The organism is Marivivens aquimaris, from assembly GCF_015220045.1.
Lineage (GTDB): Bacteria > Pseudomonadota > Alphaproteobacteria > Rhodobacterales > Rhodobacteraceae > Marivivens > Marivivens aquimaris.
On record NZ_JADBGB010000001.1, the window covers coordinates 520200 to 544216 of the forward strand.

Annotated in this window: 22 protein-coding genes and 4 tRNA genes; 9 read left to right on the top strand and 17 right to left on the bottom strand. The window is 60.7% G+C overall.

The annotated features are described in order from the left end of the window. Positions 1-45: 45 nt before the first annotated feature. Together IF204_RS02585 and IF204_RS02590 are read left to right on the top strand one after the other, a co-directional pair. Entirely contained in the window at positions 46-369 is a 324-nt protein-coding gene (locus IF204_RS02585; RefSeq protein WP_194094433.1) for a 2Fe-2S iron-sulfur cluster-binding protein, read from the top strand. Next, positions 369-1061, top strand: a complete 693-nt coding sequence (locus tag IF204_RS02590) for an FG-GAP repeat domain-containing protein (RefSeq protein ID WP_194094435.1) — start codon at positions 369-371, stop codon at positions 1059-1061. Before IF204_RS02585 ends, IF204_RS02590 begins: the two co-directional genes overlap by 1 nt. Here IF204_RS02590 and cobS read toward each other — a convergent pair. Next, positions 1047-1814, bottom strand: a complete 768-nt coding sequence (gene cobS / locus IF204_RS02595; RefSeq protein ID WP_194094437.1) for an adenosylcobinamide-GDP ribazoletransferase — start codon at positions 1812-1814, stop codon at positions 1047-1049. The two genes, IF204_RS02590 and cobS, sit on opposite strands and share 15 nt — an antisense overlap. Positions 1815-1890: 76 nt before the next feature. Here cobS and cobT point away from each other — a divergent pair, with 76 nt between their 5' ends. Next, entirely contained in the window at positions 1891-2907 is a 1017-nt protein-coding gene (gene cobT, locus IF204_RS02600) for a nicotinate-nucleotide--dimethylbenzimidazole phosphoribosyltransferase (protein WP_194094439.1), read from the top strand. Here the strand turns inward: cobT and IF204_RS02605 are convergent. Continuing rightward, positions 2904-4835, bottom strand: a complete 1932-nt coding sequence (locus IF204_RS02605) for a monovalent cation:proton antiporter-2 (CPA2) family protein (protein ID WP_194094440.1) — start codon at positions 4833-4835, stop codon at positions 2904-2906. The genes cobT and IF204_RS02605 overlap by 4 nt on opposite strands. A 78-nt stretch (positions 4836-4913) precedes the next feature. Beyond that, positions 4914-7058, bottom strand: a complete 2145-nt coding sequence (locus IF204_RS02610; protein WP_194094442.1) for a hypothetical protein — start codon at positions 7056-7058, stop codon at positions 4914-4916. Positions 7059-7219: 161 nt separating this feature from the next. Between IF204_RS02610 and IF204_RS02615 the strand changes: the two genes are divergently transcribed. Further along, on the top strand, positions 7220-7936 hold the full coding sequence (locus tag IF204_RS02615) for an SIMPL domain-containing protein (protein WP_194094444.1): 717 nt from the start codon (positions 7220-7222) through the stop codon (positions 7934-7936). A 60-nt stretch (positions 7937-7996) separates the two neighbouring features. Here IF204_RS02615 and IF204_RS02620 read toward each other — a convergent pair whose 3' ends face one another. Further along, the gene (locus IF204_RS02620) at positions 7997-8986 is read right to left on the bottom strand and encodes a hypothetical protein (protein WP_194094446.1); all 990 of its coding nucleotides are present in this window, start codon (positions 8984-8986) and stop codon (positions 7997-7999) included. A 124-nt stretch (positions 8987-9110) separates the two neighbouring features. Beyond that, positions 9111-9194 (bottom strand) — tRNA-Tyr (locus IF204_RS02625). Between the two features lie 144 nt (positions 9195-9338). Between IF204_RS02625 and rlmB the strand changes: the two genes are divergently transcribed. Together rlmB and IF204_RS02635 are read left to right on the top strand one after the other, a co-directional pair. Further along, complete coding sequence (gene rlmB, locus IF204_RS02630; RefSeq protein ID WP_194094448.1) at positions 9339-10118, top strand: 23S rRNA (guanosine(2251)-2'-O)-methyltransferase RlmB; 780 nt, start codon at positions 9339-9341, stop codon at positions 10116-10118. A 174-nt stretch (positions 10119-10292) separates the two neighbouring features. Further along, positions 10293-10739, top strand: coding sequence for a CoA-binding protein (locus tag IF204_RS02635; RefSeq protein WP_194094450.1), 447 nt, complete (start codon positions 10293-10295; stop codon positions 10737-10739). On the opposite strand, the gene IF204_RS02640 is transcribed toward IF204_RS02635, so the two are convergent. From IF204_RS02640 to hisA, 4 genes are all read right to left on the bottom strand, one after another. Next, on the bottom strand, positions 10736-11041 hold the full coding sequence (locus tag IF204_RS02640; RefSeq protein WP_194094452.1) for a phosphoribosyl-ATP diphosphatase: 306 nt from the start codon (positions 11039-11041) through the stop codon (positions 10736-10738). The genes IF204_RS02635 and IF204_RS02640 overlap by 4 nt on opposite strands. Further along, complete coding sequence (gene hisF, locus IF204_RS02645; RefSeq protein ID WP_167637838.1) at positions 11041-11799, bottom strand: imidazole glycerol phosphate synthase subunit HisF; 759 nt, start codon at positions 11797-11799, stop codon at positions 11041-11043. Before hisF ends, IF204_RS02640 begins: the two co-directional genes overlap by 1 nt. A 61-nt stretch (positions 11800-11860) precedes the next feature. After that, positions 11861-12151: a hypothetical protein gene (locus tag IF204_RS02650; RefSeq protein ID WP_194094454.1), complete on the bottom strand. Its 291-nt coding sequence runs from the start codon at positions 12149-12151 to the stop codon at positions 11861-11863. Next, a complete protein-coding gene (gene hisA / locus IF204_RS02655) occupies positions 12148-12870 on the bottom strand; it encodes a 1-(5-phosphoribosyl)-5-[(5-phosphoribosylamino)methylideneamino]imidazole-4-carboxamide isomerase (RefSeq protein WP_194094456.1) in 723 nt (240 codons plus the stop codon). Before hisA ends, IF204_RS02650 begins: the two co-directional genes overlap by 4 nt. A gap of 131 nt (positions 12871-13001) precedes the next feature. On the opposite strand from hisA, the gene IF204_RS02660 reads away from it, so the two are divergent. Beyond that, positions 13002-13385 (top strand): DUF2147 domain-containing protein, encoded by a 384-nt coding sequence (locus IF204_RS02660; RefSeq protein WP_194094457.1) that lies wholly within the window; start codon positions 13002-13004, stop codon positions 13383-13385. Positions 13386-13457: 72 nt separating this feature from the next. Here IF204_RS02660 and IF204_RS02665 read toward each other — a convergent pair whose 3' ends face one another. From IF204_RS02665 to IF204_RS02700, 8 genes are all read right to left on the bottom strand, one after another. Beyond that, on the bottom strand, positions 13458-13772 hold the full coding sequence (locus IF204_RS02665; protein ID WP_194094458.1) for a hypothetical protein: 315 nt from the start codon (positions 13770-13772) through the stop codon (positions 13458-13460). A 63-nt stretch (positions 13773-13835) separates the two neighbouring features. After that, a complete protein-coding gene (gene hisH, locus IF204_RS02670; RefSeq protein ID WP_194094459.1) occupies positions 13836-14477 on the bottom strand; it encodes an imidazole glycerol phosphate synthase subunit HisH in 642 nt (213 codons plus the stop codon). Further along, positions 14474-15061, bottom strand: coding sequence for an imidazoleglycerol-phosphate dehydratase HisB (gene hisB / locus IF204_RS02675; RefSeq protein WP_194094460.1), 588 nt, complete (start codon positions 15059-15061; stop codon positions 14474-14476). The genes hisH and hisB overlap by 4 nt, the downstream gene beginning before the upstream one ends. Positions 15062-15246: 185 nt before the next feature. Then, positions 15247-15321: transfer RNA gene (locus IF204_RS02680), tRNA-Gly, on the bottom strand. 36 nt (positions 15322-15357) lie between these two features. Then, positions 15358-15432 (bottom strand) — tRNA-Gly (locus IF204_RS02685). 18 nt (positions 15433-15450) lie between these two features. Next, positions 15451-15525, bottom strand: a tRNA-Gly gene (locus tag IF204_RS02690). Between the two features lie 138 nt (positions 15526-15663). Beyond that, positions 15664-19110: a pyruvate carboxylase gene (locus IF204_RS02695; RefSeq protein WP_194094461.1), complete on the bottom strand. Its 3447-nt coding sequence runs from the start codon at positions 19108-19110 to the stop codon at positions 15664-15666. A gap of 183 nt (positions 19111-19293) precedes the next feature. Next, on the bottom strand, positions 19294-20799 hold the full coding sequence (locus IF204_RS02700) for an MDR family MFS transporter (protein ID WP_194094462.1): 1506 nt from the start codon (positions 20797-20799) through the stop codon (positions 19294-19296). Between the two features lie 135 nt (positions 20800-20934). On the opposite strand from IF204_RS02700, the gene IF204_RS02705 reads away from it, so the two are divergent. Both IF204_RS02705 and IF204_RS02710 read left to right on the top strand, forming a co-directional pair. Next, positions 20935-21504 carry a MarR family winged helix-turn-helix transcriptional regulator gene (locus tag IF204_RS02705; RefSeq protein WP_228069031.1) on the top strand — a complete coding sequence of 190 codons (570 nt, stop codon included), beginning with the start codon at positions 20935-20937 and terminating at the stop codon, positions 21502-21504. 55 nt (positions 21505-21559) lie between these two features. Next, positions 21560-23968, top strand: coding sequence for an ATP-dependent helicase (locus IF204_RS02710; RefSeq protein WP_194094463.1), 2409 nt, complete (start codon positions 21560-21562; stop codon positions 23966-23968). The last annotated feature ends 49 nt before the right edge of the window (positions 23969-24017 follow it).

A 24017-nucleotide genomic window follows, 5' to 3' on the forward strand; every position in this document is an offset into this window, starting at 1 on the left:
CGTTATACCTAGATTGGCGCAAACTCCTCAGATGAAGGGCCGACAATGGCTAAGATTACGTACATCGAGCACAACGGAACCGAGCACCAGATCGACGTGAAGAACGGTATGACCGTCATGGAAGGCGCTCGCGACAACGGTATTCCGGGGATTGAAGCGGACTGTGGCGGCGCATGTGCCTGCTCCACCTGCCACGTCTACGTCGATCCGGCATGGACCGACCGCGTGCCGTCGATGGAGCCGATGGAAGAGGATATGCTCGATTTCGCCTACGAGGTCGATCCGAACACCTCGCGTCTGTCGTGCCAGATCAAGGTCAAAGACGAACTGGACGGGCTCGTCGTTCGTATGCCGGAGCGTCAAATCTGATGCGTCTCGCTGCGCTCCTTCTTTTGCTGCCAGGCATTGCACAGGCAGAAGTACAGGGGGCGCAGCTACTCGCGCCGACGACCCGTTACGGGCATGGGGCGCTGACGAATGGTGAATACGCCATTCTCGAAGTCGAGACCGATAGCGGCTCGTACCAGTTCTCGTTCCTTGATGGTGTGTTCGAAGACGAAGCGCCGAGGTTGTTCGATCTGAACGGCGACGGCAATCCCGAAGTCATCACGGTCCGCAGCGACGAAACCGTGGGCGCGATGATCGACATCTACGGCGAGCTACCGGACGGCTCGGTCGCTGGCGTCCTGCGCTCACCGCCCGTTGGGCAGAAATACCGTTGGTATGCGGTTGCTGGCATGGGCGATTTCGACGGTGATGGTGCGGTTGAGGTGGCCTTCGTCGACCGTCCGCACCTCGCTAAGACCTTGCAGATCGCGCAGGTCGACGAGGTTGACGGGACGTGGACTTGGACGCCTGAAGCGTCGATTGCCAACCTGACAAATCACAAAATCCAGACGCCTCATATCGAGGGCGGCGTGGATTGCGACGGCACGCTGTGGCTCGCGAACGGCGCGTGGACGCGGATCATGCAGGTGACGTTCAACGGCACGGAGTACGTTGCGACGGACGCCGGCGCCTATGACGCCGCCACCCTTGCGGATAACTCAAACTGCGAGTGACGCCATCACGATCAGCGCGGCGATCTCGCTGATCTGCTGGGTCGCGCCGAGGACGTCTCCTGTCTGACCGCCGATTTTGTTCATCGCGATCTTGCTGCACCCGAGCGTTAGAAGCGCGAGCACGACAAACAGCATGATGGCTGCCCACGGTGCGCAGAGCACAGCCACACCGAGGCCGATGATCAGCGCGCCGCCAAAGACTTCCTTGGGCGGACGACCGACGCTGTGAGACAGGCCATTGCCGCGTGCGTTGTCATGCCAGTGCATTAGCGCCACCATCGGCACGCGCGAGGTCGCGGCGGCAACCAGCAAAACGCCCCAGAGGTGGCCGAGCGTCATCAGATAGGACAAGGCCACAAACCGTGCGAGCAGGCTGAAGCCGAGCGCGAGAACGCCGTAAGTGCCGATGCGGCTGTCTTTCATGATCTCCAGTCGGCGCTCGACCGTCCAGCCACCCCAGAAGCCATCAGCTACGTCCGCCAGACCGTCTTCGTGCATTGCGCCCGTGACGACGACCTGCACCGCGATGACGATGAGCGCTGCGATGTTGACGGGAACGCCCAGCCATAGCGCAATGCTACCGGCCAGCGCGGCGCAGAACGCGGCGGCTAGTCCGGCGATGGGGTAGGCCCATGCGGCCAAGGCACCACGGCTGAACTCTTCATCGGCGAGCTTGACGGGCAGGCGGGTCAGGAGTGCAATGGCGATCAGGACATCACGCGGCGCGAAGCGCTTCATGTCGGCATTTGGCATCGGTGTGACCTTTCTGACCTTTCATTTGTTGGCACGAGAGTTATTGAAGAGCGATCAAGACTTCAATGAGGACGACATGGGCACCCCATTTTCCAATCTGAACGAGTTCCGTGATATTCTCGCACAGTTTTCCGCGATCGATACGGCAGCGATGGACGGGGCCGTTGCCCGCAACGCTATGCTGACGAAACCGGGCGGTGCGCTCGGACGGCTCGAAGAGATTGCGATCTGGTATGCAGGCTGGCGCGGCAACCCGCGCCCCGCGCTGGAAAAGCCCCAAGTCATCGTTTTTGCCGGCAACCACGGCGTCTGCGCCAAGGGCGTTTCGGCGTTCCCGCCGGAAGTCACGGTGCAGATGGTCGCGAACTTCGAACATGGCGGCGCAGCCATCAACCAGTTGTCCAAAGCGTTTGGCGCAGAGATGTCGGTCGTTCCGCTCGACCTCGACACCCCGACTGCCGACTTTTCCGAAGGTCCGGCGATGACCGAGGATGAAGTCGTCGCCGCGCTGTCCGCCGGATGGGACGCCGTGAACCCTGACGCCGACCTGCTGGTCGTCGGAGAGATGGGCATCGGTAACACCACAGCCGCCGCTGCCGTGGCCTATGCGCTCTACGGCGGCGAAGCCGAAGAGTGGGTTGGTCGCGGAACGGGCGTCGATAACGCTGGCCTGAAGCGCAAGACACGCGTGGTCGAAATGGGCATCCGTGCGAACCCTTCCACCAAGGAAGACGCGCTCGAAGCGCTGCGCTGCGTGGGTGGACGCGAACTGGCTGGCATGACCGGCGCGATTGCTGCTGCCCGCTATTACCGCATCCCTGTTATCCTCGACGGCTTCATCTGCACGGCGTCTGCTGCGGTGCTTGAAGTCGCTGCCGAAGGCGCGCTGGATCACTGCATTGCGGGCCACGTCAGCGCAGAGGCCGCGCATCCGCGTCTACTGGAAAAACTGAATAAACAGCCGCTGCTCGCGCTCGGCCTCCGTCTGGGCGAAGGCTCGGGCGCGGCGTTGGCGATTGGCGTGCTGAAAGGCGCGATCGCCTGCCACTCGGGCATGGCGACGTTCGACGAAGCAGGCGTCTCGGACGGTTAACCGTCCGCCTGCGGGGATTTGGGAGCGTCGCTCTTGCGGGGCTCCCCGATCTTGTCCTTCATCTGCTGCACAGCGCGTTCGCGGCTCTCGATCGATAGTTCAAGCTCCGAATTCAGTTCCTGCGCCTTCTTCATGTAGGCGCCGTTCTGGGTCGGCGGCAGGTCGGGGCGCCACAGTTCGGCTAGTTCTTTCATCATCGAACGGTCGTGATGATAGAACACGGCCTCGGCCTCGGCGGCCTCGTATTCCGACAGTCCTAGATTTTCGAGCGCATAGCGACCTGCGCGGAGCGAGCTGTCGAACAACTCGCGCACGATGTCATCCGCGCCAGCCGCGTATAGCTCATAAACATGCTGACGGTCCCGCGCGCGGGCGACGATGTGAATGTCGGGGCGCATCTTGCGCGCGTCCTTGACCAGCTTCGTCGCTTTCTCGCGGCCATCGACTGCAACAACGAGCACCTTGGCCGATTGAATGCCTGCGGCTTTGAGCAGATCAGGGCGGGTGGGGTCGCCAAAGAAGCCCTTGAACCCGAACTTGCGCATCATCTGCACGGTTTCGAGGTCGGAATCGAGGATCACGGTCGAGAAGCCTGCACTTTGCACAAGGCGGTTCACGATCTGCCCGAAACGACCGATGCCCGCAATGATGACGGTGCCCTGTTCGTCGATGTGGTCAGCGGCGACTTCTTCGGTATCGGTCAGGTTCAGCTTCTTGCGGCGGTGTTCGTAGAAGATGAACAATAGCGGTGTGATGAGCATCGACAGTGCGATAATCAGGATCAGCTTTTGCCCGAGGCCCGGCGACAGCGCACCGAGGCCAAGCGCGAAGGATACGAGGACGAAGCCGAATTCGCCCGCCTGACCGAGGCTCAGCGCGAAGAGCCAGCGGTTCTCCGACCGCAGTCGCCAGAAGGTCGCGAGGGCGTAGAGGATACCAACCTTTACTGCGATCAAAAGCAACGTCAGCGACATGATCCGCACCGGATCGGCAAAGAACGCACCAACGTCAAAACCAGCGCCGACGGTGATGAAGAACAGGCCGAGCAGCAGACCCTTGAACGGTTCAAGGTCCGACTCCAGTTCGTGGCGGAACTCGGAGTTCGCCAAGACCACGCCGGCAAGGAACGTACCCAACGCGGGGGAGAGGCCCACCATCTCCATCAGGACCGCAATTGCGACGACCATGAGAAGCGCCAGCGCAGTATACATCTCGCGCAGCTTGGCTTGGTGGATGTAGCGGAACACGGGCTTGGTCAGGAAGACGCCCGCAAGGATGATCGCCAGCACAGCGCCGAGCGTCACCAGCGTGACGCCCCAAGCGGGAAGGCCCTCGACCAACGAAAACGCTGCGTGGTGTTCGGTGCTGTCCTGAGCCCGTAGCATCGAACCGTCGGGCGAGAAGTGCACCAGTTGCTTGGTTGCGAGCAGCGGCAGGAGCGCCAGCATCGGGATCACCGCGATATCCTGCGTGAGCAGCACTGCGAACACGTTGCGCCCGCCCTGCGTTTGAACGAGGTTCTTTTCCGTCAATGTTTGCAGGACGATAGCGGTCGAGGATAGCGCGAGGATCATGCCGATCGCGATGGAGTCGAACAACGTCTCGTTCATCAGATACGCCAGACCCGTCAGCGCTGCACCGGTCAACAGCACCTGCATCCCGCCGAGGCCCAAGAGCTTTAGCCTCATGTCCCAGAGAGTGCGCGGGGTAAGCTCCAGACCGATCAGGAACAGCATCATCACTACGCCGAATTCGGCAAAGTGCTGAAGGTCCTCACTTTCATTTCCGACAAGGCCAAAGATCGGGCCGATCACGATCCCCGCCGCGAGGTAACCAAGGACGGACCCAAGGCCGAGACGGGCTGCGAGGGGGACTGCAATGACTGCGGCGCCGAGGTAAATCGTCGCCTGAAAAAGGAAGGAATCCATATGTCGGACCGTCTGTAATCGTTACCTGAAACAGTAACATGAATGCGGGAATGTCGAAATCTGTCCCTAGGTCGCGGGTCAGTCGGGCATCGTCAGGCCGTAAAGTCGGCCTCGTTTGCTGAAGTTAAGGGCGGTTTCGCTAATCGCCGTAACCTGACCACCGTCCAGCGTATCGCCTACCGAAACAGTCGTGATGCTACCGTTGGACAGGCGCACCACGGCAATGCGCGAACTGTTGGTGCCGCGCGTACCGAGAAGCAGCATGTTCCGCAGGCTCACGGCGTTGTCTTCAGTCGCGGCAGCGGCCACGCCGCCGGCAACCGGTCCGGTCGGCGCCATGACGGATTGCTGCGGTGTCTGGATGACGGGGCGGGTGGCTGCGGCGACGATCTGGTCGAAATTGCTCGGACGACGGCGCGGCCCCATCGCGCTTTCAACGGCGAGCGCGGTCGCACTCTCCAACGGATCGGGCGCATTGGCGATGGCTTCGGCAAGGGCGGCGATCTCGGCCTCTTCCTCGCTCTCCAACTCGTCCGCAAAGGCAGCTGCAAGGTCAGCTGGGCGGGCACGCGGGGCAGGGTAGATTGGCCCCGAAAGGTCCACTTCCTCGTCGCTCTCAGGACGTTCGGCAGGGCGCAGCGCAGAGATCGGGACACCGCCTGAGGTCACTTGCGGTTCTGCCGGTTCCTGCGGAGCGGTTGCCTCGGCGGGCATCTCCGCGGCGGCGAGTTCGACCTCTGGCTCGGCGGTTTCTTCGGCGATCTCGCCAGAGCCCGGACGCAGGCGGGGTGCATCGACGATAGCGGCCAAAGGCGCGGGGATTTCCGGATCAGTAGGACGGAAGCGCGGAATCACGTCGGGTGCGCGGGCGTAGACCATGACGCCCGTCGGCATCATCGTCCCCTCGGCCGACGCAAGGATGAAGCCGCGTTCGTCGCGGGGGTAGGTCGAGCCTGCGGGCGGCGGCGTCATTTGGAGCGGCAGCGCAGGATCGGCCTGAGCGCTCGTCAGTACGATCTCCGACTGGTCTGGCACACCGATGGTGTCGACTGTGGCGACGTTGAACGCAAAATCCTCGCTGCGCGGCGTCAGCGGCAATCGCGGCGCACGCTGCCATACGCGGGTCAGTTCGTACTGCGCCTCCGCCTCGGCGGGTGAGAGCGGGCGGCTGCCCTCGGGTAATTCCACGCGCAGATTGGTTTCCGGCAAGTCGACCGGCGGAAGGAGTTCGGTTTCCTCGACTTCCGCGATGTCTGCCTCGATCTCGTCGTCTACTGACGGCTCGTCGACCACTTCGGCAATCGCCTGCTCGGTCGTATCCCGACCGAAGAGGGCAGAGACCTTTTCGGGATTGAACGCTGCCCATGCGCCGACGGCAGCGAGGAAGATCAGAAGGATGGCCAGCAGAACTGCCATCAACCCCGGACGCATGGTCGAACGAGGCAAGGCCGCAGTGCCGGTGGCCGGTTCAGGGTCGCTCGGCGCGGAAAAATCGGTGACAGGTACGGCTGTAATCCGCGGCTTCGGCGTCTCACTGGCCGGAGTTGGGGCCGCCGCTGCGACGCCCGACATGCGAATGGCAGAGGGGCTCTGCCGTTTGGTGGCCTCGGGCTCAGGCTTGTTGCGACTGCTGAAGACCACCTGCGGCGCGGGGTCTTCGACCGGCGCTTCGGCGGGTTTGTCTTCGACCTTGCCAACAACGACCACAGGCACGGGATCGCGTTCGATCACTTCGCCTTTGGTGATCAGCGCATCGGCCAATGCGGTACGCCCGAAGAACGGCTCGCCGTTAAATGTGCCGGCCTCCGGCACCGCCGCAAAACAGACCGCATCGAACCCATGTTCGAGCGCGAACCCCTCCGCTTCGGTCAGGGTCTCCTTGGCAACGGCGGCCACGTAGGTGACGCCTTCGCCGCGGCTGTAATCGACCTTCAGCTCATCGCGCGAATAGGGCGTCGTGCCGTCCAACTCTGCAAAAATAGCGTCTTCATCGGCAGTCGCATCACGAAGGCTGAGATATTTGATCTGGTCATTCGGGATCAGGATTTTGACGCGGGCAGGCCCGTCCGACAGGCGCTCGGCCTTCAGGCGCAGATCCTCGAGCGCCGTATCCATCCCGTCCGCGCCGAACGCAGCTTCGCCAACAAGAAGCCAGCCGTCCTGGCTGCGCTGGAGTAGGCGGATGCCCTCAAACGATAGGGATAGAGCGAAATTCGGTGTCATGGTACGGGCTTAGCACGTTAGGTCGGTCCGGCAAATGTAAACGCCCCACAACTGACAGGCTATAGCAACTTCCCGCCCACACAAAGATTTTAATCGCGCGCCTCTTTCCCGCATTTGCGGCGCGCATAGGTTAGTGGTCAGAACAGGGAAGAGGATATTCCATGAACGCCTTTCTGACACTTGCCTCCGCTGGCCTGATTGCAAGCGCGCCGCTCGTCGTGACCGCGCAGGATGCTCAAGCCGGTACACTGACGACAACGGGTATGGCCCAAGTCGAAGCCCCCGCCGATATGGCCACCGTGACCCTCGGCGTAGAGGCGCAGGGTGCAACCTCGGGCGAGGTGCTCGACAGCACCAGCGAAGCCGCCGAGGCGATCCTCGCTGCGCTTAAGGAAAACGGTATCGCCACTGACGACATCCGGACCGGCTCTGTCTCGCTCATCCCGCGTTATGGCAACCGTGAGGACGGGTCGATGGATTTTGGTGAAATCCGTGGCTACTCGGCGTCGAACACCGTCACCTTCGACGTGCATGATCTGACCACCCTCGGCGATCTGATCTCCGAAGTTGTCGGCAGCGGCGCGAATACTCTACAAGGCGTCAGCTTCGGCCTCGATGACGATCAGGATCTACGCGATCAGGCCCGCACTGACGCTGTTCAGGACGCTATGCGCCGCGCTCAGGTACTGGCGGAGGCTGCAAGCATCACTCTGGGCGGCATCCAGTCGATCGTAGATGGCGATGCGGGCTACAACGGCGGTCCGTCCCCGATGTACCGGATGTCGGCAGCCGACGCGCCCGAGCGCTCGGTCCCGTTGGAGCCCGGAAACATCACGGTCACCCAGTCGGTGACGATGAGCTGGACGATCGGCGAATAAGCCGCGTCCGCTTCATTCTGATAAAAATACCTCGGGGGCGCGGGGGCAGCGCCCCCGCACTCACCGCATCCAGAAGCCGTTAGCCTTGATCTTGTTGCGGATCTGTTGTTCGCGGTGGGGTAGGTCGTTCTGATCGAAAAGCGCACGCACTTTCTCGCCGCGGCCCTGATAGACCATGCGTTTGATCGGCTCGTGCGATTTCAGCACCTTCTTGACCTTATTGGGGCTGGTAACCCGTCCCAAAACGTCGATCACCTGATCGCTTTCGCGCGCATAGAGCAGCGGGAACATGCGGTAATGACAGGTAACGTCGCCATCCAGCCCGTCCAGTTCCGGTCCCGGACGTCCGCCGCCCAGCGAGTGGATGACCAGCGGCAGCACGACCTGATCGAGCCACGGATCGAGTGACTGTACGACGAGCTCGTCAGGGCGATTGTCGCGCACATCCAGCGCCCATTTCAGGAACCGTTCGCGGAAGACCGCTGGGTCTTTGTAGAAGAACCAGCCTGCGTTGAAATAAAGGTAGCGTCGCCAGTATTCGTCCGGCTGCGATAGGTCGAGCGAGCTATCGAAATCCAGCTCGAACCGGTCGTAAAGCGACTTCCAGATCGCGGTGTAGCCGTCCCAGTAAAGCTCTTCCTGCGGCCACGTCCCTTCGCGGCGCATAGAGGCGGACGGACGGTCGAAGTCGATGTCCAGCTTCGCCAGATCGTCGAGGATCAGCGTGTCGGTGTCGAAGAACATGAACGGCTCGCCCTCGGGCAGGACGCTCAGACCTTCGATCTTGTTGCCGTAGGGATAGGCCTCTCCGAAATGGCGGCTCTCGAACGGCAGGATTTCAGCACCCAGATCCACCAGCGCGGCGCGAACATCCGCGTTCATCGTCGGATCGAAGCTCCACTTCGGTCCCGGCTGCGGTTCGGCAACGATCAGACGGCCTTTGAAGTTCGGCGACATTTCGCGAAGCGACGCGGCAAAGAGAACGGCCTCGTACGACAGGCGTCCCTTCTGGCCGACGATCATGATGTTGAAATCGGAGGATTTTGTCATGAGCCTAGTCGTAGGCCCATTTCGCTCGATCGGGAAGAGTGTTTCGGCAATCAGCGCATTGCCGCAAAGCGTCAACATCAGCCGCTAAGCTGTTGTTGAGAACCACCATTTTCGAAGAGGAAAGTGGTGGGCGACCCTGGAATCGAACCAGGCATGGGTCTCCCCGGCGGAGTTACAGTCCGCTGCCGCACCTTGCAGCACGTCGCCCGTCAGAGGCATCAGCCTCGTCTGTGGGGCGCTGTCTAAGGCTGAGTGCAGGGAGCGTCAACACCAAAATTTATAGAAATGTCATTGGGCTTGTTACTCGCCGCACTTCGTCGCATGTAGAGGTAAGCAAACAAGGGATTCCGACATGAAAAAGCCCAAGTGGGTTATCGAAAAAGAGCAAGCCAAACGCGCTGCGGCAAGCGAAACCGTCTGGCTCTTCGGTCTGCACGCCGTTCGTGATGCATTGATGAATCCGGCGCGTGAGCGTCTGCGACTCGTGGTGACGAAAAATGCCGAAGCCAAACTGGCCGATGCCATCGCGCAATCGGGCATGGAGCCGGAGATTTCGGACCCTCGCAAATTCGCAGCTCCCATTGATCCTGAATCGGTCCACCAAGGTGCGGCGCTCGAAGTCAAACCGCTCGACTGGGGCTCGCTCGAAGATGCGTCGATGCGCGAAGGTTCGGGACCTGCTCGAATCGTCCTACTCGACCGCGTGACCGATCCGCATAACGTCGGTGCGATCCTGCGTTCGGCGGAAGTATTCGGTGCCCGTGCCGTGGTAGGCGTCCAGCGTCACTCCGCTCCTGAAACCGGCTCGCTGGCGAAGACCGCGAGCGGTGCGCTTGAACGCCAGCCTTATCTGCGTATCCGGAACCTCGCCGATGGCATCGAGGAGCTGCAGAAGCTCGGCTACTACGTGGTCGGCCTCGACGGTGAAGCCACCCAGACCATCGAAGAGGCGCTCGAAGGCCGCACGGATCGTCCGGTCGCGTTGGTCCTCGGTGCCGAAGGCCCTGGCCTGCGCGAGAAGACCAAGGAGACCGTGGATGCGCTCGTGCGTATCGACTTTGCAGGTGGCTTCGGTTCGCTCAACGTCTCCAACGCCGCGGCTGTCGCGCTATATGCCGCGCGCGCTAAGTAACTGCCTCTCATCACAAAAACATGAGCGGCCTTTAAAGATCACGGAACGCGCTTACATCAGTGAATATCGGAGGGGAGCGGAACACCCCCTCACCGACTCACTGTCCCTCGTTCCACAACTTTTAGCGCCCTCGGTTTTTGTTCACCTAGGGCGCTTTTTTATGGCGGAGGTCCAATGCCCCAACCTGTCGATGATACCCTGATCCGTGACGTTCTGGGCAATGCCCGCACCATTGCCGTGGTGGGTGCATCCGCCAAAGAAGAACGCCCCAGCAATTTTGTCGCCGCCTTCCTGCAAAGCAGGGGCTACCGCATTATTCCGGTAAACCCTGGTTTGGCGGGGCAGGAGCTACTGGGCGAAACCGTCTACGGCACGCTCGCGGATATTCCGCACGACGTGGACATGATCGACGTGTTTCGCAAATCGGACGCCGTGCCTGCCATCGTCGATGAAGCGCTAGAGCGTTGGCCCGACCTTAAATCGGTCTGGATGCAGATCGGCGTGCAGAACGATGAAGCGGCTGACAAGGCCGAAGCGCGTGGCGTGAAGGTTGTGCAGAACCGTTGCCCGAAAGTGGAATTCCCGCGCCTCTTCGGAAGCGCGAAAGTCTCCGAGCTTTAACGCGAGGCTTTTTCGGCGATGCCGGACTGGTGCGTGCGGCGGTCCAGTTCGGCTTCGATGTCGGCCAGCGTGATGTCGCGCGCAGCGCACATCACGAGCAGGTGGTAGAGGCTGTCGGCCGCTTCAGAAATCAGGCCGTCACGGTTGCCCTTGGCGGCTTCGATGATCGCCTCGATGGCTTCCTCACCGAATTTCTCCGCACATTTCTCCGGACCTTTGGCGAACAGTTTCGCAGTCCACGAGCTTTCGGGATCCGCGCCTTTGCGCGACTGGATGGTCTTGTCGAGATCGTAGATGGACATCAGAGCCTCACCGGAATGCCAGCGGCAGCCATGTGAGCCTTGGCCTCGCCGATTGTGTAAGTGCCGAAGTGGAAGATGGACGCTGCCAGAACCGCCGATGCGCCGCCTTCGGTGACGCCTTCGACAAGGTGATCGAGGTTGCCCACGCCGCCAGATGCGATGACAGGAATATCGACCGCGTCGGAGATCGCTTTGGTCAGCGGCAGGTTGAAGCCCGCTTTGGTCCCGTCGCGGTCCATGGAAGTCAGCAGCAATTCGCCCGCGCCTTTCTCCATCGCGGTGATCGCGAATTCGACAGCGTCGATGCCGGTCGGTTTGCGGCCACCGTGGGTGAAGATTTCCCAACGACCCGGCTCAACCGTCTTTGCGTCGATGGCGCAGACGATGCACTGCGAGCCGAAGCGCATGGCGGCATCGGTCAGCACGTCGGGGTCAGCGACAGCCGCAGAGTTGAAGGACACCTTGTCAGCGCCAGCGAGCAACAGAGCGCGCACATCGTTGTGGGTCCGAACGCCGCCGCCGACGGTGAGGGGCATGAAGCACGCCTCTGCCGTGCGGGTCACCAGATCAAACATCGTGCCGCGGTTTTCGTGGGTTGCGTGGATGTCGAGGAAACACAGCTCGTCTGCGCCAGCAGCGTCGTATGCCTTGGCCGCTTCGACCGGATCACCGGCGTCGATCAGGTCAACGAAGTTGACCCCTTTGACCACGCGCCCGTCGGCAACGTCGAGGCAGGGAATGATCCGTGTTTTCAACATGGCAAGCTCTCCGGCTGGAATTGCCTCAGTCTGTAAAGGGCAGGGGCGGTCGATGCAACGATCACTGCTTGCGGCGGCGCAAGATCAGGAAGTCGACCAGCAGCAGGACGGCGAGAAAGGCGATCAGAACACCGCCGACAGGGATCGTCGCAATGCCGAGCCAACCGAGCATCGTGGCGAAGGTGAGCGTTGGTCCCCAGTCGGAGCCGCCGATCATGCAGACCTCGACGGAATTCTCGCTCAGGCTACAGTCGAAGATATTGGCGACCGCGATGCCCCAGATGAGGGACACCAGTGGAAGTGCACAAATAGCGATGCCTACGATCAGGATGATGTAGGCCGCCTTCTTCAAGCTTTCAGCACTTTCAGCGCTTCGCCCAGATCAATCGCGCCATCATAGAGCGCGCGGCCCGAGATTGCGCCGTTCAGCGGTGCGCCGCAGTTCTTCAGGTTCTGAAGGTCTTCGATCGACGACACGCCGCCCGACGCGATGACCGGAATGGAGACGGCATTGGCGAGCGCGGCGGTCTCTTCGACGTTCGGGCCCTGCATCGCGCCATCACGATTGATGTCGGTGTAGATGATCGCGGCCACGCCTGCGTCCTCGAACGAACGGGCGAGGTCAGTGGCGTTCACGTTGGTTTCTTCGGCCCAGCCTTTGGTTGCGACCATGCCTTTGCGCGCGTCGATTCCAACTGCAACGTGACCGGGGAATGCCTTGGCCGCTTCACGCACCAGATCGGGATTTTCGACCGCTACGGTGCCAAGGATCACGCGCTGGAGGCCCTTATCGAGCCAGCGTTCGATGGTCGCCATATCGCGGATACCACCGCCGAGCTGGGCGGGCACCTTGCATTGCTTCAAGATCTCTTCGACCGGCGCGGCATTGACGGGCTCGCCCGCGAATGCGCCGTTCAGGTCGACGAGGTGGAGCCATTCACAGCCCGCGTTCACGAACTCCAGCGCCTGCGCGGCGGGGTTTTCGTTGAAGACCGTAGCCTGATCCATTTCGCCTTTGTAGAGGCGCACTGCGTTACCGTCTTTGAGGTCGATAGCGGGGTAGAGGATCATGCGAGGCATCCTTTCAAACTATGTTGGCGCCGTTATGCACGGGTGACGGCAGAATGCAACGAACCCAACGTCACGCTTGTCCAGAATCACCGTTCGCGCTCAGGCTGACGGCAGTTATGGGAGGAACCATTATGAAGAAATTTGCACTTGCCGCGATGATGGCTGTCGGCCTCGCCGGCGCTGCCGCCGCTGACCCGATTGAAGGCACCTGGCAGACGCAGCCCGACGACGGCGCGTTCGCATTCGTCGAAATCAGCCCGTGCGGCCCCGCCTATTGCGGCGTGATCGCCCGCACCTTCAATGACAGCGGTGAGTACCAGTCCGAAAACATCGGCCGACAGCTGGTGATCGACATGGTCCCGCAGGGGAACGGTGAATATCGTGGCAATGTCTGGCGTCCGTCGAACAACAAGATCTACATAGGCAAAATCAACCTGAACGGCGACCAGATGGAGCTGAAGGGTTGCATCGCTGGCGGTCTGCTGTGCTCGGCCCAGAATTGGGTTCGTCGCTAAGCCAAATACCTACCGCTCAATGAAAATGCGCCGCGATCAACTCGCGGCGCATTCGTTTTTGAGTGGCAGTGTTCAGGCTACTGCGCTTGCGTTGCTTTGCCGTGCGAATGACACTGGCATATGCGAAAGGCGCTTTGCCTCTGCGATTTCACCAATAGCCAGCCTGATATTGCGTACGTCCGGATGGACCAACGCGCGGCGACGCGCACCGTCTTTCCATTGGAACGACACAAGCAGGTTGTCGTCATCAAGCCAACGCACGAAAACAGGTGCGTCGGTGAGATAGCCGAGCCTCAGAAGCACTGCGAGGTGGTAGGCCACCATATCGTCCAGTATTTCATGTTGGTCAGCATAGGCCTTGTAGGCCACGATCGAACGATCGCCCATGGTCTCCTCCCCATTGTCCTACAATGGAAGGATACTCACCCTAATGAAACAATATTACAACTGCTAAGGCTTCCACGACAGGAAATTGGCGATGAGCCGCAGTCCCGTAGCCTGGCTTTTCTCGGGGTGGAACTGGGTGCCGATGACGTTGTCGCGTCCGACAATGGCAGTGATATCACCGGCATAGTCGACGTGGGCGATGCGCTCGGCAGGGTTTTTGACCCGCATATGATAGCTGTGCACAAAATAGGCATGATCGCCGGTGGCGATGCCGTCGAGCACAGGGTGCGGGTTGTCTATGACAAGGTCGTTCCAACCCATGTGGGGTACTTTGAGCGACTCGTCCGAGGGGGCGATCTTGACGATATCGCCGCCGATCCAGTCGAAGCCCGCGGTCTCTTCGTACTCGTGCCCCGTGGTCGCAAGCATCTGCATCCCGACGCAGATGCCGAGGAACGGCTTGCCGCCCTTGGTCACGGCCTCATTGATCGCCTCTGCCAGACCGCCCATGTCGCTGAGCGCCTTGCGGCACGCCGGAAACGCGCCATCGCCGGGCAGGACGATGCGGTCGGCTTTGGCCACGACGTCAGGCTCGGATGTGACCACGACAGTGCCGTGGCCAGCCTCGTTTGCCATACGCTCGAATGCCTTCTGGGCCGAGTGCAGGTTCCCGCTGTCGTAGTCTACAAGCGCGATAAGGCTCATAGCGCACCCTTGGTCGAGGGCAGGGCGGCCGACATGCGCGGGTCGGTCTCGACCGCCATGCGCAGCGCTTTGGCAAGTGCTTTGAAGGCGGCTTCGGCGATGTGGTGGCTGTTCACGCCGTGCACGAGGTCGACGTGCAGCGTGATGCCGCCGTGCAGGCTGATCGCTTGGAAAAACTCGCGTACCAGTTCAGTGTCGAAGGTGCCGATTTTCGACGCGGTGAAGGGGCAGTTCCAGACAAGGTAGGAGCGGCCCGACAGATCGAGTGCGCAGCGGACCTGCGTGTCATCCATCGCCAGAGCGAAGTGACCGTAACGGTTGATGCCCTTCTTGTCGGCCAGCGCTTTGACCAGCGCCTGACCGATGGCGATGCCGGTGTCTTCGACGGTGTGGTGGTCGTCGATGTGGTAGTCACCCTTGGCGCGGATGGTCATGTCGATCAGCGAGTGACGCGACAACTGGTCCAGCATGTGGTCGAAGAAACCAACGCCGGTCTGGTTGTCGTAAGTGCCCGTGCCGTCGAGGTTGATTTCGACCTCGATGGACGTTTCGGACGTGGAACGCGTGATCTTTGCGGTGCGCATGGGGCCTCCGGATAATGCTCAGCGGCTTATAGAACGGGGCAGGGGCAAGGCCAAGCTTTTCTGGGGGACAGGGGCGCTGCCCCTCTTGGCCTGCGGCCAATTCACCCCGGGATATTTTCGGCACAAAGGTGAGGGAGCGCGGGGCCGGAAAACAAAAGCGGCGCCCGAAGGCGCCGCGTTTTGATTGGAGCGGGCGAGGCGATTCGAACGCCCGACCCTAACCTTGGCAAGGTTATGCTCTACCCCTGAGCTACGCCCGCACCTGAGCTTTGACCTTACGGTCCGGGGTCTGACATTGGAGCGGGCGAGGCGATTCGAACGCCCGACCCTAACCTTGGCAAGGTTATGCTCTACCCCTGAGCTACGCCCGCACCGTTGTCAGACCGAAATGGAGCGGGCGAGGCGATTCGAACGCCCGACCCTAACCTTGGCAAGGTTATGCTCTACCCCTGAGCTACGCCCGCACCGTTTCGGTGGGCGTGAGATATGAAAACGCGGGGGTGGCTGCAAGGGGAAAATAGCGTAAGCGCCGAAAATTTTTGGCGCTTACGCGGTGGAGGCTACGGCCGGAAATGAAAAAGGCGCCCGAGGGCGCCTTTCACTTATTCGAACTCGATCAGGAGGTCTTTGGCGTCGATCTGCCCGCCCGGTTGGACGTGCACCGCTTTGACGGTGGCGTCCCTGTCGGCGTGAATGCCTGTCTCCATCTTCATCGCTTCGATGGTCAGGAGGAGGTCGCCTTCTTTGACTTCCTTACCTGCCTGCGCTGCGACGGAAGCCACAACGCCCGGCATCGGCGCGCCGACGTGGTTCGGGTTGCCGAGTTCGGCCTTCGCGCGAACAACAGTCGTGCCTGCAGCTGCGCGGTTCGGCACGCGGATGGTGCGGGGCTGGCCGTTGAGTTCGAAGAACACTTTGACCTCGCCCTTGTCGTCCATTTCCGACACGGCTTGCATACGGATTTCGAGGGTCTTGCCCGGATCGATTTCCGCGCTGATCTCCTCGCCCGGCTCCATACCGTAGAAGAAGGTCTTCGTGGGCAGGGTGCGAACAGGACCGTAGGTTTTGTGACGGCCCATATAGTCGAGGAAGACTTTGGGGTACATCAGATAGCCGTTGAGGTCCTCGTCATCGACGGTTTTGCCTTCGAGCTGCTTGGACAGATCCGCGCGGGTGGCTTCCAGATCGACCGGAGCAAGATGCTTACCTGGACGGTCGGTGATCGGAGTTTCGCCCTTGAGGATCTTGTTCTGTAATGTTTCCGGCCAGCCGCCCGGCGGTTGACCGAGGCTGCCCTTCATCATGTCGATCACCGAGTCGGGGAACACAACGTCGGTGTTCGCGTCCTCGACCTGCTCGCGGGTCAGGTTCTGGCTGACCATCATGAGGGCCATGTCGCCGACAACCTTGGACGACGGGGTCACTTTGACGATATCGCCGAACATCATGTTCACGTCGGCATAGGCCTGAGCGACCTCGTGCCAGCGTTCTTCGAGGCCAAGGCTGCGCGCCTGTGCCTTGAGGTTGGTGAACTGACCGCCCGGCATTTCGTGCAGGTAGACCTCGGAGGCAGGCGACTGGAGGCCCGACTCGAAGGCGCGGTAGTGTTCGCGAACCTGTTCCCAGTAGTTCGAAATCTCGCGGATCGCCGCGATATCGAGGCCGGTGTCACGGTCGCCGCCACGGGTGGCTTCGACGATGGAGCCGAGGGTCGGTTGCGAAGTGTTTCCCGACAGAGCGTCCATGGCCGCGTCCACGACGTCCACGCCAGCTGCCGAAGCGGCCAGAATGGTGGCGATCGAAGCGCCCGAGGTGTCGTGCGTGTGGAAGTGGATCGGCAGGCCGACTTCTTCCTTCAGCGCGGTGATCAGCTGGGTTGCAGCGGCGGGCTTCAGGAGGCCGGCCATGTCCTTGAGGCCAAGGATGTGCGCACCGGCTTTCTCAAGCTCTTTGGCCATGCCGACATAGTACTTGATGTCGTACTTCGAGCGCGCCGGATCGAGAAGGTCGCCGGTGTAGCAGACGGTGCCTTCACACAGCTTGCCCGAGTCGATGACGGAGTCCATCGCGACGCGCATGTTCTCGACCCAGTTGAGCGAGTCGAACACACGGAACACGTCGACGCCGGATTCGGCGGCTTGCTTGACGAAGGCCTGAACCACGTTGTCGGGGTAGTTGGTGTAGCCAACGCCGTTCGACGCACGCAGAAGCATCTGCGTCATGATGTTCGGCATCGCTTCGCGGATGTCGCGCAGGCGCTGCCACGGGCATTCCTGCAGGAAGCGGTAGGCCACGTCGAAGGTCGCGCCGCCCCAGCATTCGACCGAGAACAGCTGCGACATCTTCTGCGAATAGGTCGGTGCCACGCGGATCATGTCGATCGAGCGCATACGGGTCGCGAGCAGCGACTGGTGGCCGTCACGCATCGAAGTGTCGGTGATGAGCAGCTGGTTCTGCTGCTTCATCCACTTTACGACCGCCGCCGGCCCAAGAGTATCGAGGATCGTGCGGGTGCCGTTCGGCGGAGTGAAGGTGCCCGCGAGCACGGGGGCTTTCGGCGGCTTCACGTCAGCAGGCGGGCGCGGACGGTTCTGCGTTTCCGGATGACCGTTCACGGTGATGTCCGCGATGTAGGTCAGGATCTTGGTCGCACGGTCCTTGCGCTTCTTGAAGTTGAAGAGCTCGGGCGTCGTGTCGATGAACTTCGTGGTGTATTCGTTCGACAGGAACGTCTTGCTTTTCAGCAGGTTGATCACGAAGTCGATGTTGGTGGATACGCCGCGGATACGGAATTCGCGCAGGGCGCGGTCCATACGTGCAATCGCCATTTCTGGCGTGGGCGCACGTGCGGTGACCTTGGTCAGCAGCGAGTCGTAGTAACGGGTGATGACAGCGCCCGAATAGGCGGTGCCGCCGTCGAGACGGATGCCCGGACCGGTGGCCGAACGGTAGGTCTGGATACGGCCGTAGTCGGGGATGAAGTTGTTCGACGGGTCTTCGGTGGTGACGCGGCATTGGAGTGCGTGACCGTCGAGCTGAACGTCGTACTGGCTCGCGCAGCCGGTCGCCTCAACAAGGCTCTTGCCTTCGGCGATCAGGATCTGCGCACGAACGATGTCGATGCCGGTGACTTCTTCGGTGACGGTGTGTTCCACCTGAACGCGCGGGTTCACCTCGATGAAGTAGAACTCGCCCGAGTCCATATCCATCAGGAATTCGACAGTACCTGCGCACTCGTAATTGACGTGCTGACAGATTTTTTTGCCGAGGTTGCAGAGGTGTTCGCGCTGGGTGTCGGTCAGATAGGGGGCAGGAGCCCGCTCGACGACCTTCTGGTTGCGGCGCTGGACCGAGCAGTCACGTTCCCACAGGTGGTAGATCTTGCCATGCTTGTCACCGAGGATCTGTACCTCGACGTGACGGGCGCGGATGATCATCTTTTCGAGGTAGCCTTCGCCGTTACCAAATGCGGCTTCAGCTTCGCGGCGTCCTTCGAGGACCTTGGTTTCCAGCTCGCCTTCGGATTCGATCGGGCGCATGCCGCGACCGCCGCCGCCCCACGATGCTTTGAGCATCAGCGGGTAACCGATTTCAGCGGCCTCGGCGCGGATCGCGTCCATGTCGTCGCCCAGAACCTCGGTTGCCGGAATGACCGGAACGCCAGCCTCGATGGCGACCTTACGGGCACTGGCCTTGTCGCCAAGTTCGCGCATGGTTTCGGCGCGCGGACCGATGAAGGTGATGCCGGCTTCGGTGCAGGCGTCCACGAACTCTGGGTTCTCCGACAGGAGACCGTAGCCCGGGTGGATCGCGTCGGCGCCCGAAAGTTTGGCAACACGAATAATCTCAGGAATGGAAAGATAGGCGGCAACGGGACCAAGTCCCTCACCGATGCGGTACGCTTCGTCTGCCTTGAAACGGTGCAGACCGAGCTTGTCCTCCTCGGCATAGACCGCGACGGTCTTTTTGCCCATTTCGTTCGCAGCCCGCATGATGCGAATTGCGATCTCCCCACGGTTGGCAACAAGAATTTTCTTGAAATCGGCCATAGTCCAGCGGCTCCCCTTTGCAGTCGCAGCAAAGATTTATGAAGTTTAAGTGACCGCGTAAACCATATAATTCTAAGGCTGTTAGCGATAACAGAAAATCTTTGCTACCTATTGAATTGCAAATATGCAAACGCCCCAACGCAAAGTCGGGGCGTTTCTTCGTATTAAGCTAACACGAGGCGCTTACTCAGCAACCGGAACCTGCCTGTTTTTCAACGGGATCTCTTCCAGTATGAGTGCCATCACGAAGCCGACCGCTCCGAGGCCCGCAGCGATCCAGAAGATCGGGTGGATCGCCTGAGCAACTGCCTCTCCGACTTGGGCCTGCATATCGACCGGAAGATTTTTCAGCATTTGCGGTCCGATCTCGCCCGCGATCTCCATATCAGCGCCCAGGGCGGTCCCCATGCGGGCCGCAAAGATGGTGCCGAAGAGCGCGACAGCCAGCGAACCACCGACCTGACGGAACATCAGGCCAGCTGCAGTTGCGGTGCCCATGACCTCGCGGCTGACGGCGTTCTGAACCGCAGTGGTGATGACCGGGAAGATACTACCCATGCCGGCGCCGAAGATAGCGAGGTAAACAGCGAACAGTGCGTTCGGGGTGTCGGGGCCGATGGTCGACAGCAGCAGCATGCCGATCATGATGAACGACGTGCCGAGCAGCGGCAGGAGGCGGTAGCGGCCCGTGCGGCCCATGTAGCGACCGGCAGTGGTCGATGCGAGCAGAATGCCGAAGGTCATCGGAACGAGCAGCCAGCCCGAAACGGTCGGGGACACGCCCTTGGCGACCTGAAGGTAGATCGGCAGGAAGGTGACGCCGCCGAACATGGCCGCACCAACAATAAAGCCCATCGCGCTGGTGACCCAGAAGACGTTCATCTTGAACAGGCCAAGCGGGAGGAGCGGCTCGGGTGCTCGGCGCTCGATCATGACGAAAGCGATCAGCGATACAACTGCCAGCACGATCAACGCGATCAGCGAAGGAGATGTCCAGCCAAGCTGCGAGCCAAGGGAAGTTGCCAGCGTCAGCGAGCCCAGGGTCAGCGACAGGGTTAGTGCACCCAGCCAGTCGATCTTGTGCTTCACGCGGCGACCGGTCGGTTTGAACGCGATAGCGAAGCCAACGACGGCAAGCACGCCGAACGGGATGTTGATGTAGAAAATCCAGTGCCAGGTGAACGCTTCGACGAACCAGCCACCAAGCAACGGACCAACAACCGATGCGACCGAGAACACGGCGGCAAAAAGGCCCTGAACACGGCCGCGTTCACGCGGCGGAATGACGTCGCCGATAACCGACAACGCAAGAACGAAGAGGCCGCCGCCGCCAAGACCTTGGAGAGCGCGGGCCAGAATAAGGAATGTCATGCTGTTGGCGATACCGCAAAGCGCGGAGCCGAGCAGGAAAAGACCAACGGAGACAAAAACAGTGTTCCGGCGACCATAGAGGTCACCGATTTTTCCATAAAGCGGCGCAACAATGGTCGAGGCCAGAATGTAGGAGGTGACGACCCAAGACAGATGTTCGACGCCGCCGAGGTCGGCGACGATCGTTGGAAGGGCGGTGGAGACGATTGTCTGATCGAGCGCCGCGAGAAGCAGCAGCGTACCGATCGACATGATGATGAGGTTCCGCGAGGCGGGGCGCTCATTCTCGTCCGATACATTAACGTTTGTAGAAGTCATAGGAATCCTTTCGGCCCGAGGGAGGGGCGGGCCTTCAAGGGTAATTTCTAGGTCTTTGGCAACTATATGTCAAGCGCACATAAATGTGCGCGGCATATAGTTGACATGCGCAGAATGATGTAGCAAATCACACATATGAACAATTGCGCCCGTTTCCCCGAAGATTATCAGTCCAGTGTACGTGCTCTCATGGCGGAGCTCGGCTTCAGTCCCGAAGTGGTTGAGGCCATGCTTCAGTTCGATGCGGCCAACTTCACTTGGCACCGGATCGCGACCAAAGGCGATGTCCCGACCCGTATCCTCGACGAGATTGGGCTCGACATTGATCCGATCCAGTTCTCCGCAATGGCTGCCATCAACCGCATCAGCTGGGGCATAGGTCGCGATGCGCCCGAGCAGGTGACAATCGGGGCGCTGGCAGAAGAAATGAATATCGACCCTTCGCGGGCGAGTCGGATTGCCTCCGACCTCATTTCGCGCGGGTTGGTGATGCGTCAGGCGGCGCAGGACGATGGGCGCAAGTCCATTCTGGTGCTGACCGACGAGGCTCGCACGGCCTTCCGCCAATACAAAGAAGTCAAATGGCGCAAGCAGTTAGAGATTTTCCAAGGCTGGTCCGACGAGGAAATCCAGAGCTTCACTGCGCTCTATGAACGCTTCGTTGGCGGCTTACGCAGAATTTACACCGAGAGTGCCGAAAGCTAGAACATAAGTCGAACAGACGCTTTCAAATCGCGAGCGGCTCCGCTATTTATAGTGTATGAGCAGCTTCTCCGATGATGACGCCTTCGAGGCGGCCGAAATGTCCCTGTCGCAGCGTGCCATGATGGGCGCGCGCCCGAACCAGCAAGCCAACTACATGGATGGCCTCAACCCCGCCCAGCGCGAGGCGGTCGAGGCTCTCGATGGTCCGGTCCTCATGCTGGCTGGTGCGGGGACGGGCAAAACCAAGGCACTGACGACGCGGATCGCGCATCTGCTCGTTACCGGCAAAGCCCGCCCGAACGAAATCCTGTCGGTCACATTTACCAATAAAGCTGCCCGCGAGATGAAAGACCGAGTCGGTCGTTTGCTCGGCGAAACGGTCGAGGGGATGCCGTGGCTCGGCACGTTCCACTCCATCTGCGTGAAGCTGCTGCGCCGTCACGCGGAACTGGTGGATTTGAAATCGAACTTCACTATTCTCGACACCGACGACCAGATCCGCTTGATGAAGCAGTTGATTGTTGCGTCGGGCATGGACGAGAAACGTTGGCCTGCACGCCAGCTCGCCGGCATCATCGACGGCTGGAAAAACCGCGCGTGGACGCCGGAGCAGGTGCCGACCGCAGAGGCTGGCGCGTTCGACCGTCAGGCCGTGCGCCTTTATACGGAATACCAGTCGCGCCTGCGGGATTTGAATGCCGTCGATTTTGGTGACCTGCTGCTGCACATGGTCACGATCTTCCAGCGGCATCAGGATATTCTTCAGCAATACCAGCGGTATTTCCGCTACGTGCTCGTGGACGAATACCAGGATACCAACGTTGCGCAGTACCTCTGGCTGCGCCTGTTGGCCTCGTCGCACAAGAACATCTGTTGCGTCGGTGACGACGACCAGTCGATCTATGGCTGGCGCGGCGCCGAAGTAGGCAACATCCTCCGGTTCGAGAAAGACTTCCCCGGTGCGACCGTCATCCGCCTCGAACAGAACTACCGCTCGACCCATCACATTCTGGCCGCTGCCTCGGGCGTGATTGCGGGCAACAAGGGCCGCTTGGGCAAAACGCTCTGGACCGACCGTGAAGATGGCGAGAAGGTTCGCTTGATCGGGCATTGGGACGGCGAGGAAGAAGCCCGCTGGGTCGGTGAGGAAATCGAATCCATGCAGCGCGGCACACGGGGGATGGAGCCGGTGTCTCTCGACGACATGGCCATTCTGGTCCGCGCCTCGCACCAGATGCGCGCGTTCGAGGACCGTTTTCTGACCATCGGCCTGCCGTACCGCGTCATTGGCGGTCCGCGTTTCTACGAGCGTTTGGAAATCCGCGACGCGATGGCCTATTTCCGCCTAGCTGTTTCGCAGGACGACGATCTGGCGTTCGAGCGCATCGTGAACACACCTAAACGCGGCCTCGGTGACAAAGCCGTCCAGACGATCCAGCGCATGGCGCGGTCGAATGGCGTTTCGCTTGTCGAAGGCGCGCGGCTCTGTGTGCAGACCGGCGCGATCAAAGGTAAAGGCGGCAAGGCGCTGGGCGAGTTGGTCATCGGCCTCGACCGTTGGCACCAACAGGTTGTCGCGGAATCGGACACCCACATCGAAACCGCAGAGATGATTCTGGACGAGTCGGGCTACACGACGATGTGGCAGAACGACAAAACGCCCGAAGCAGGGGGGCGTCTGGAAAACCTCAAGGAACTTATCAAGGCGCTGGAGAACTTCGACAATCTCCAAGGCTTCCTCGAACACGTTGCGCTGATCATGGACAACGAATCCGAGGATATGGAGGAGAAGGTCAGCATCATGACGCTCCACGCGGCGAAGGGCCTTGAATTCCCTGCCGTGTTCCTGCCGGGGTGGGAGGACGGTCTGTTCCCGTCCCAACGCTCGATGGACGAGAGCGGAATGAAGGGACTCGAGGAGGAACGCCGTCTCGCCTACGTCGGCATCACTCGGGCCGAAGCAGTCTGCACGATCTCCTTTGCGGCCAATCGCCGCGTATACGGGCAATGGCAGAGCCAGTTGCCGAGCCGTTTCATTGACGAGCTGCCTGAAGAAAACGTCGAAGTCCTTACCCCTCCGGGTCTCTACGGCGGAGGATATGGCGCGGCCGGAATGTCGATGAACGCGTCACCTGCGTTCTCTATGGCCAGAGAATCAACGATATTCGAGAAAGCTTCAAAAGCCGACGTCTACAACTCGCCTGGCTGGAAGCGGATGCAGAACCGCAATCAGGGCCCGCGCGGCATGTCCCAACCCATCGAGGCGAGGGGGCTAACCATTGATGCAACAGCAACTTCTTCATTTACGATTGGCGATCGGGTATTCCACCAGAAGTTCGGATATGGTGAAGTAGTGGATATCGAGGGGGACAAGCTCGGTATCGAATTCGACAAGGCAGGATCGAAAAAGGTCGTCGCCAAGTTTATCGTACCGGCTGGTCAAGAGAACGACGTTCCATTTTAGGTTCGTTGAACGCTCGTTCCTCTTGGTGTTGTGAAGAGTAATTTGTAAT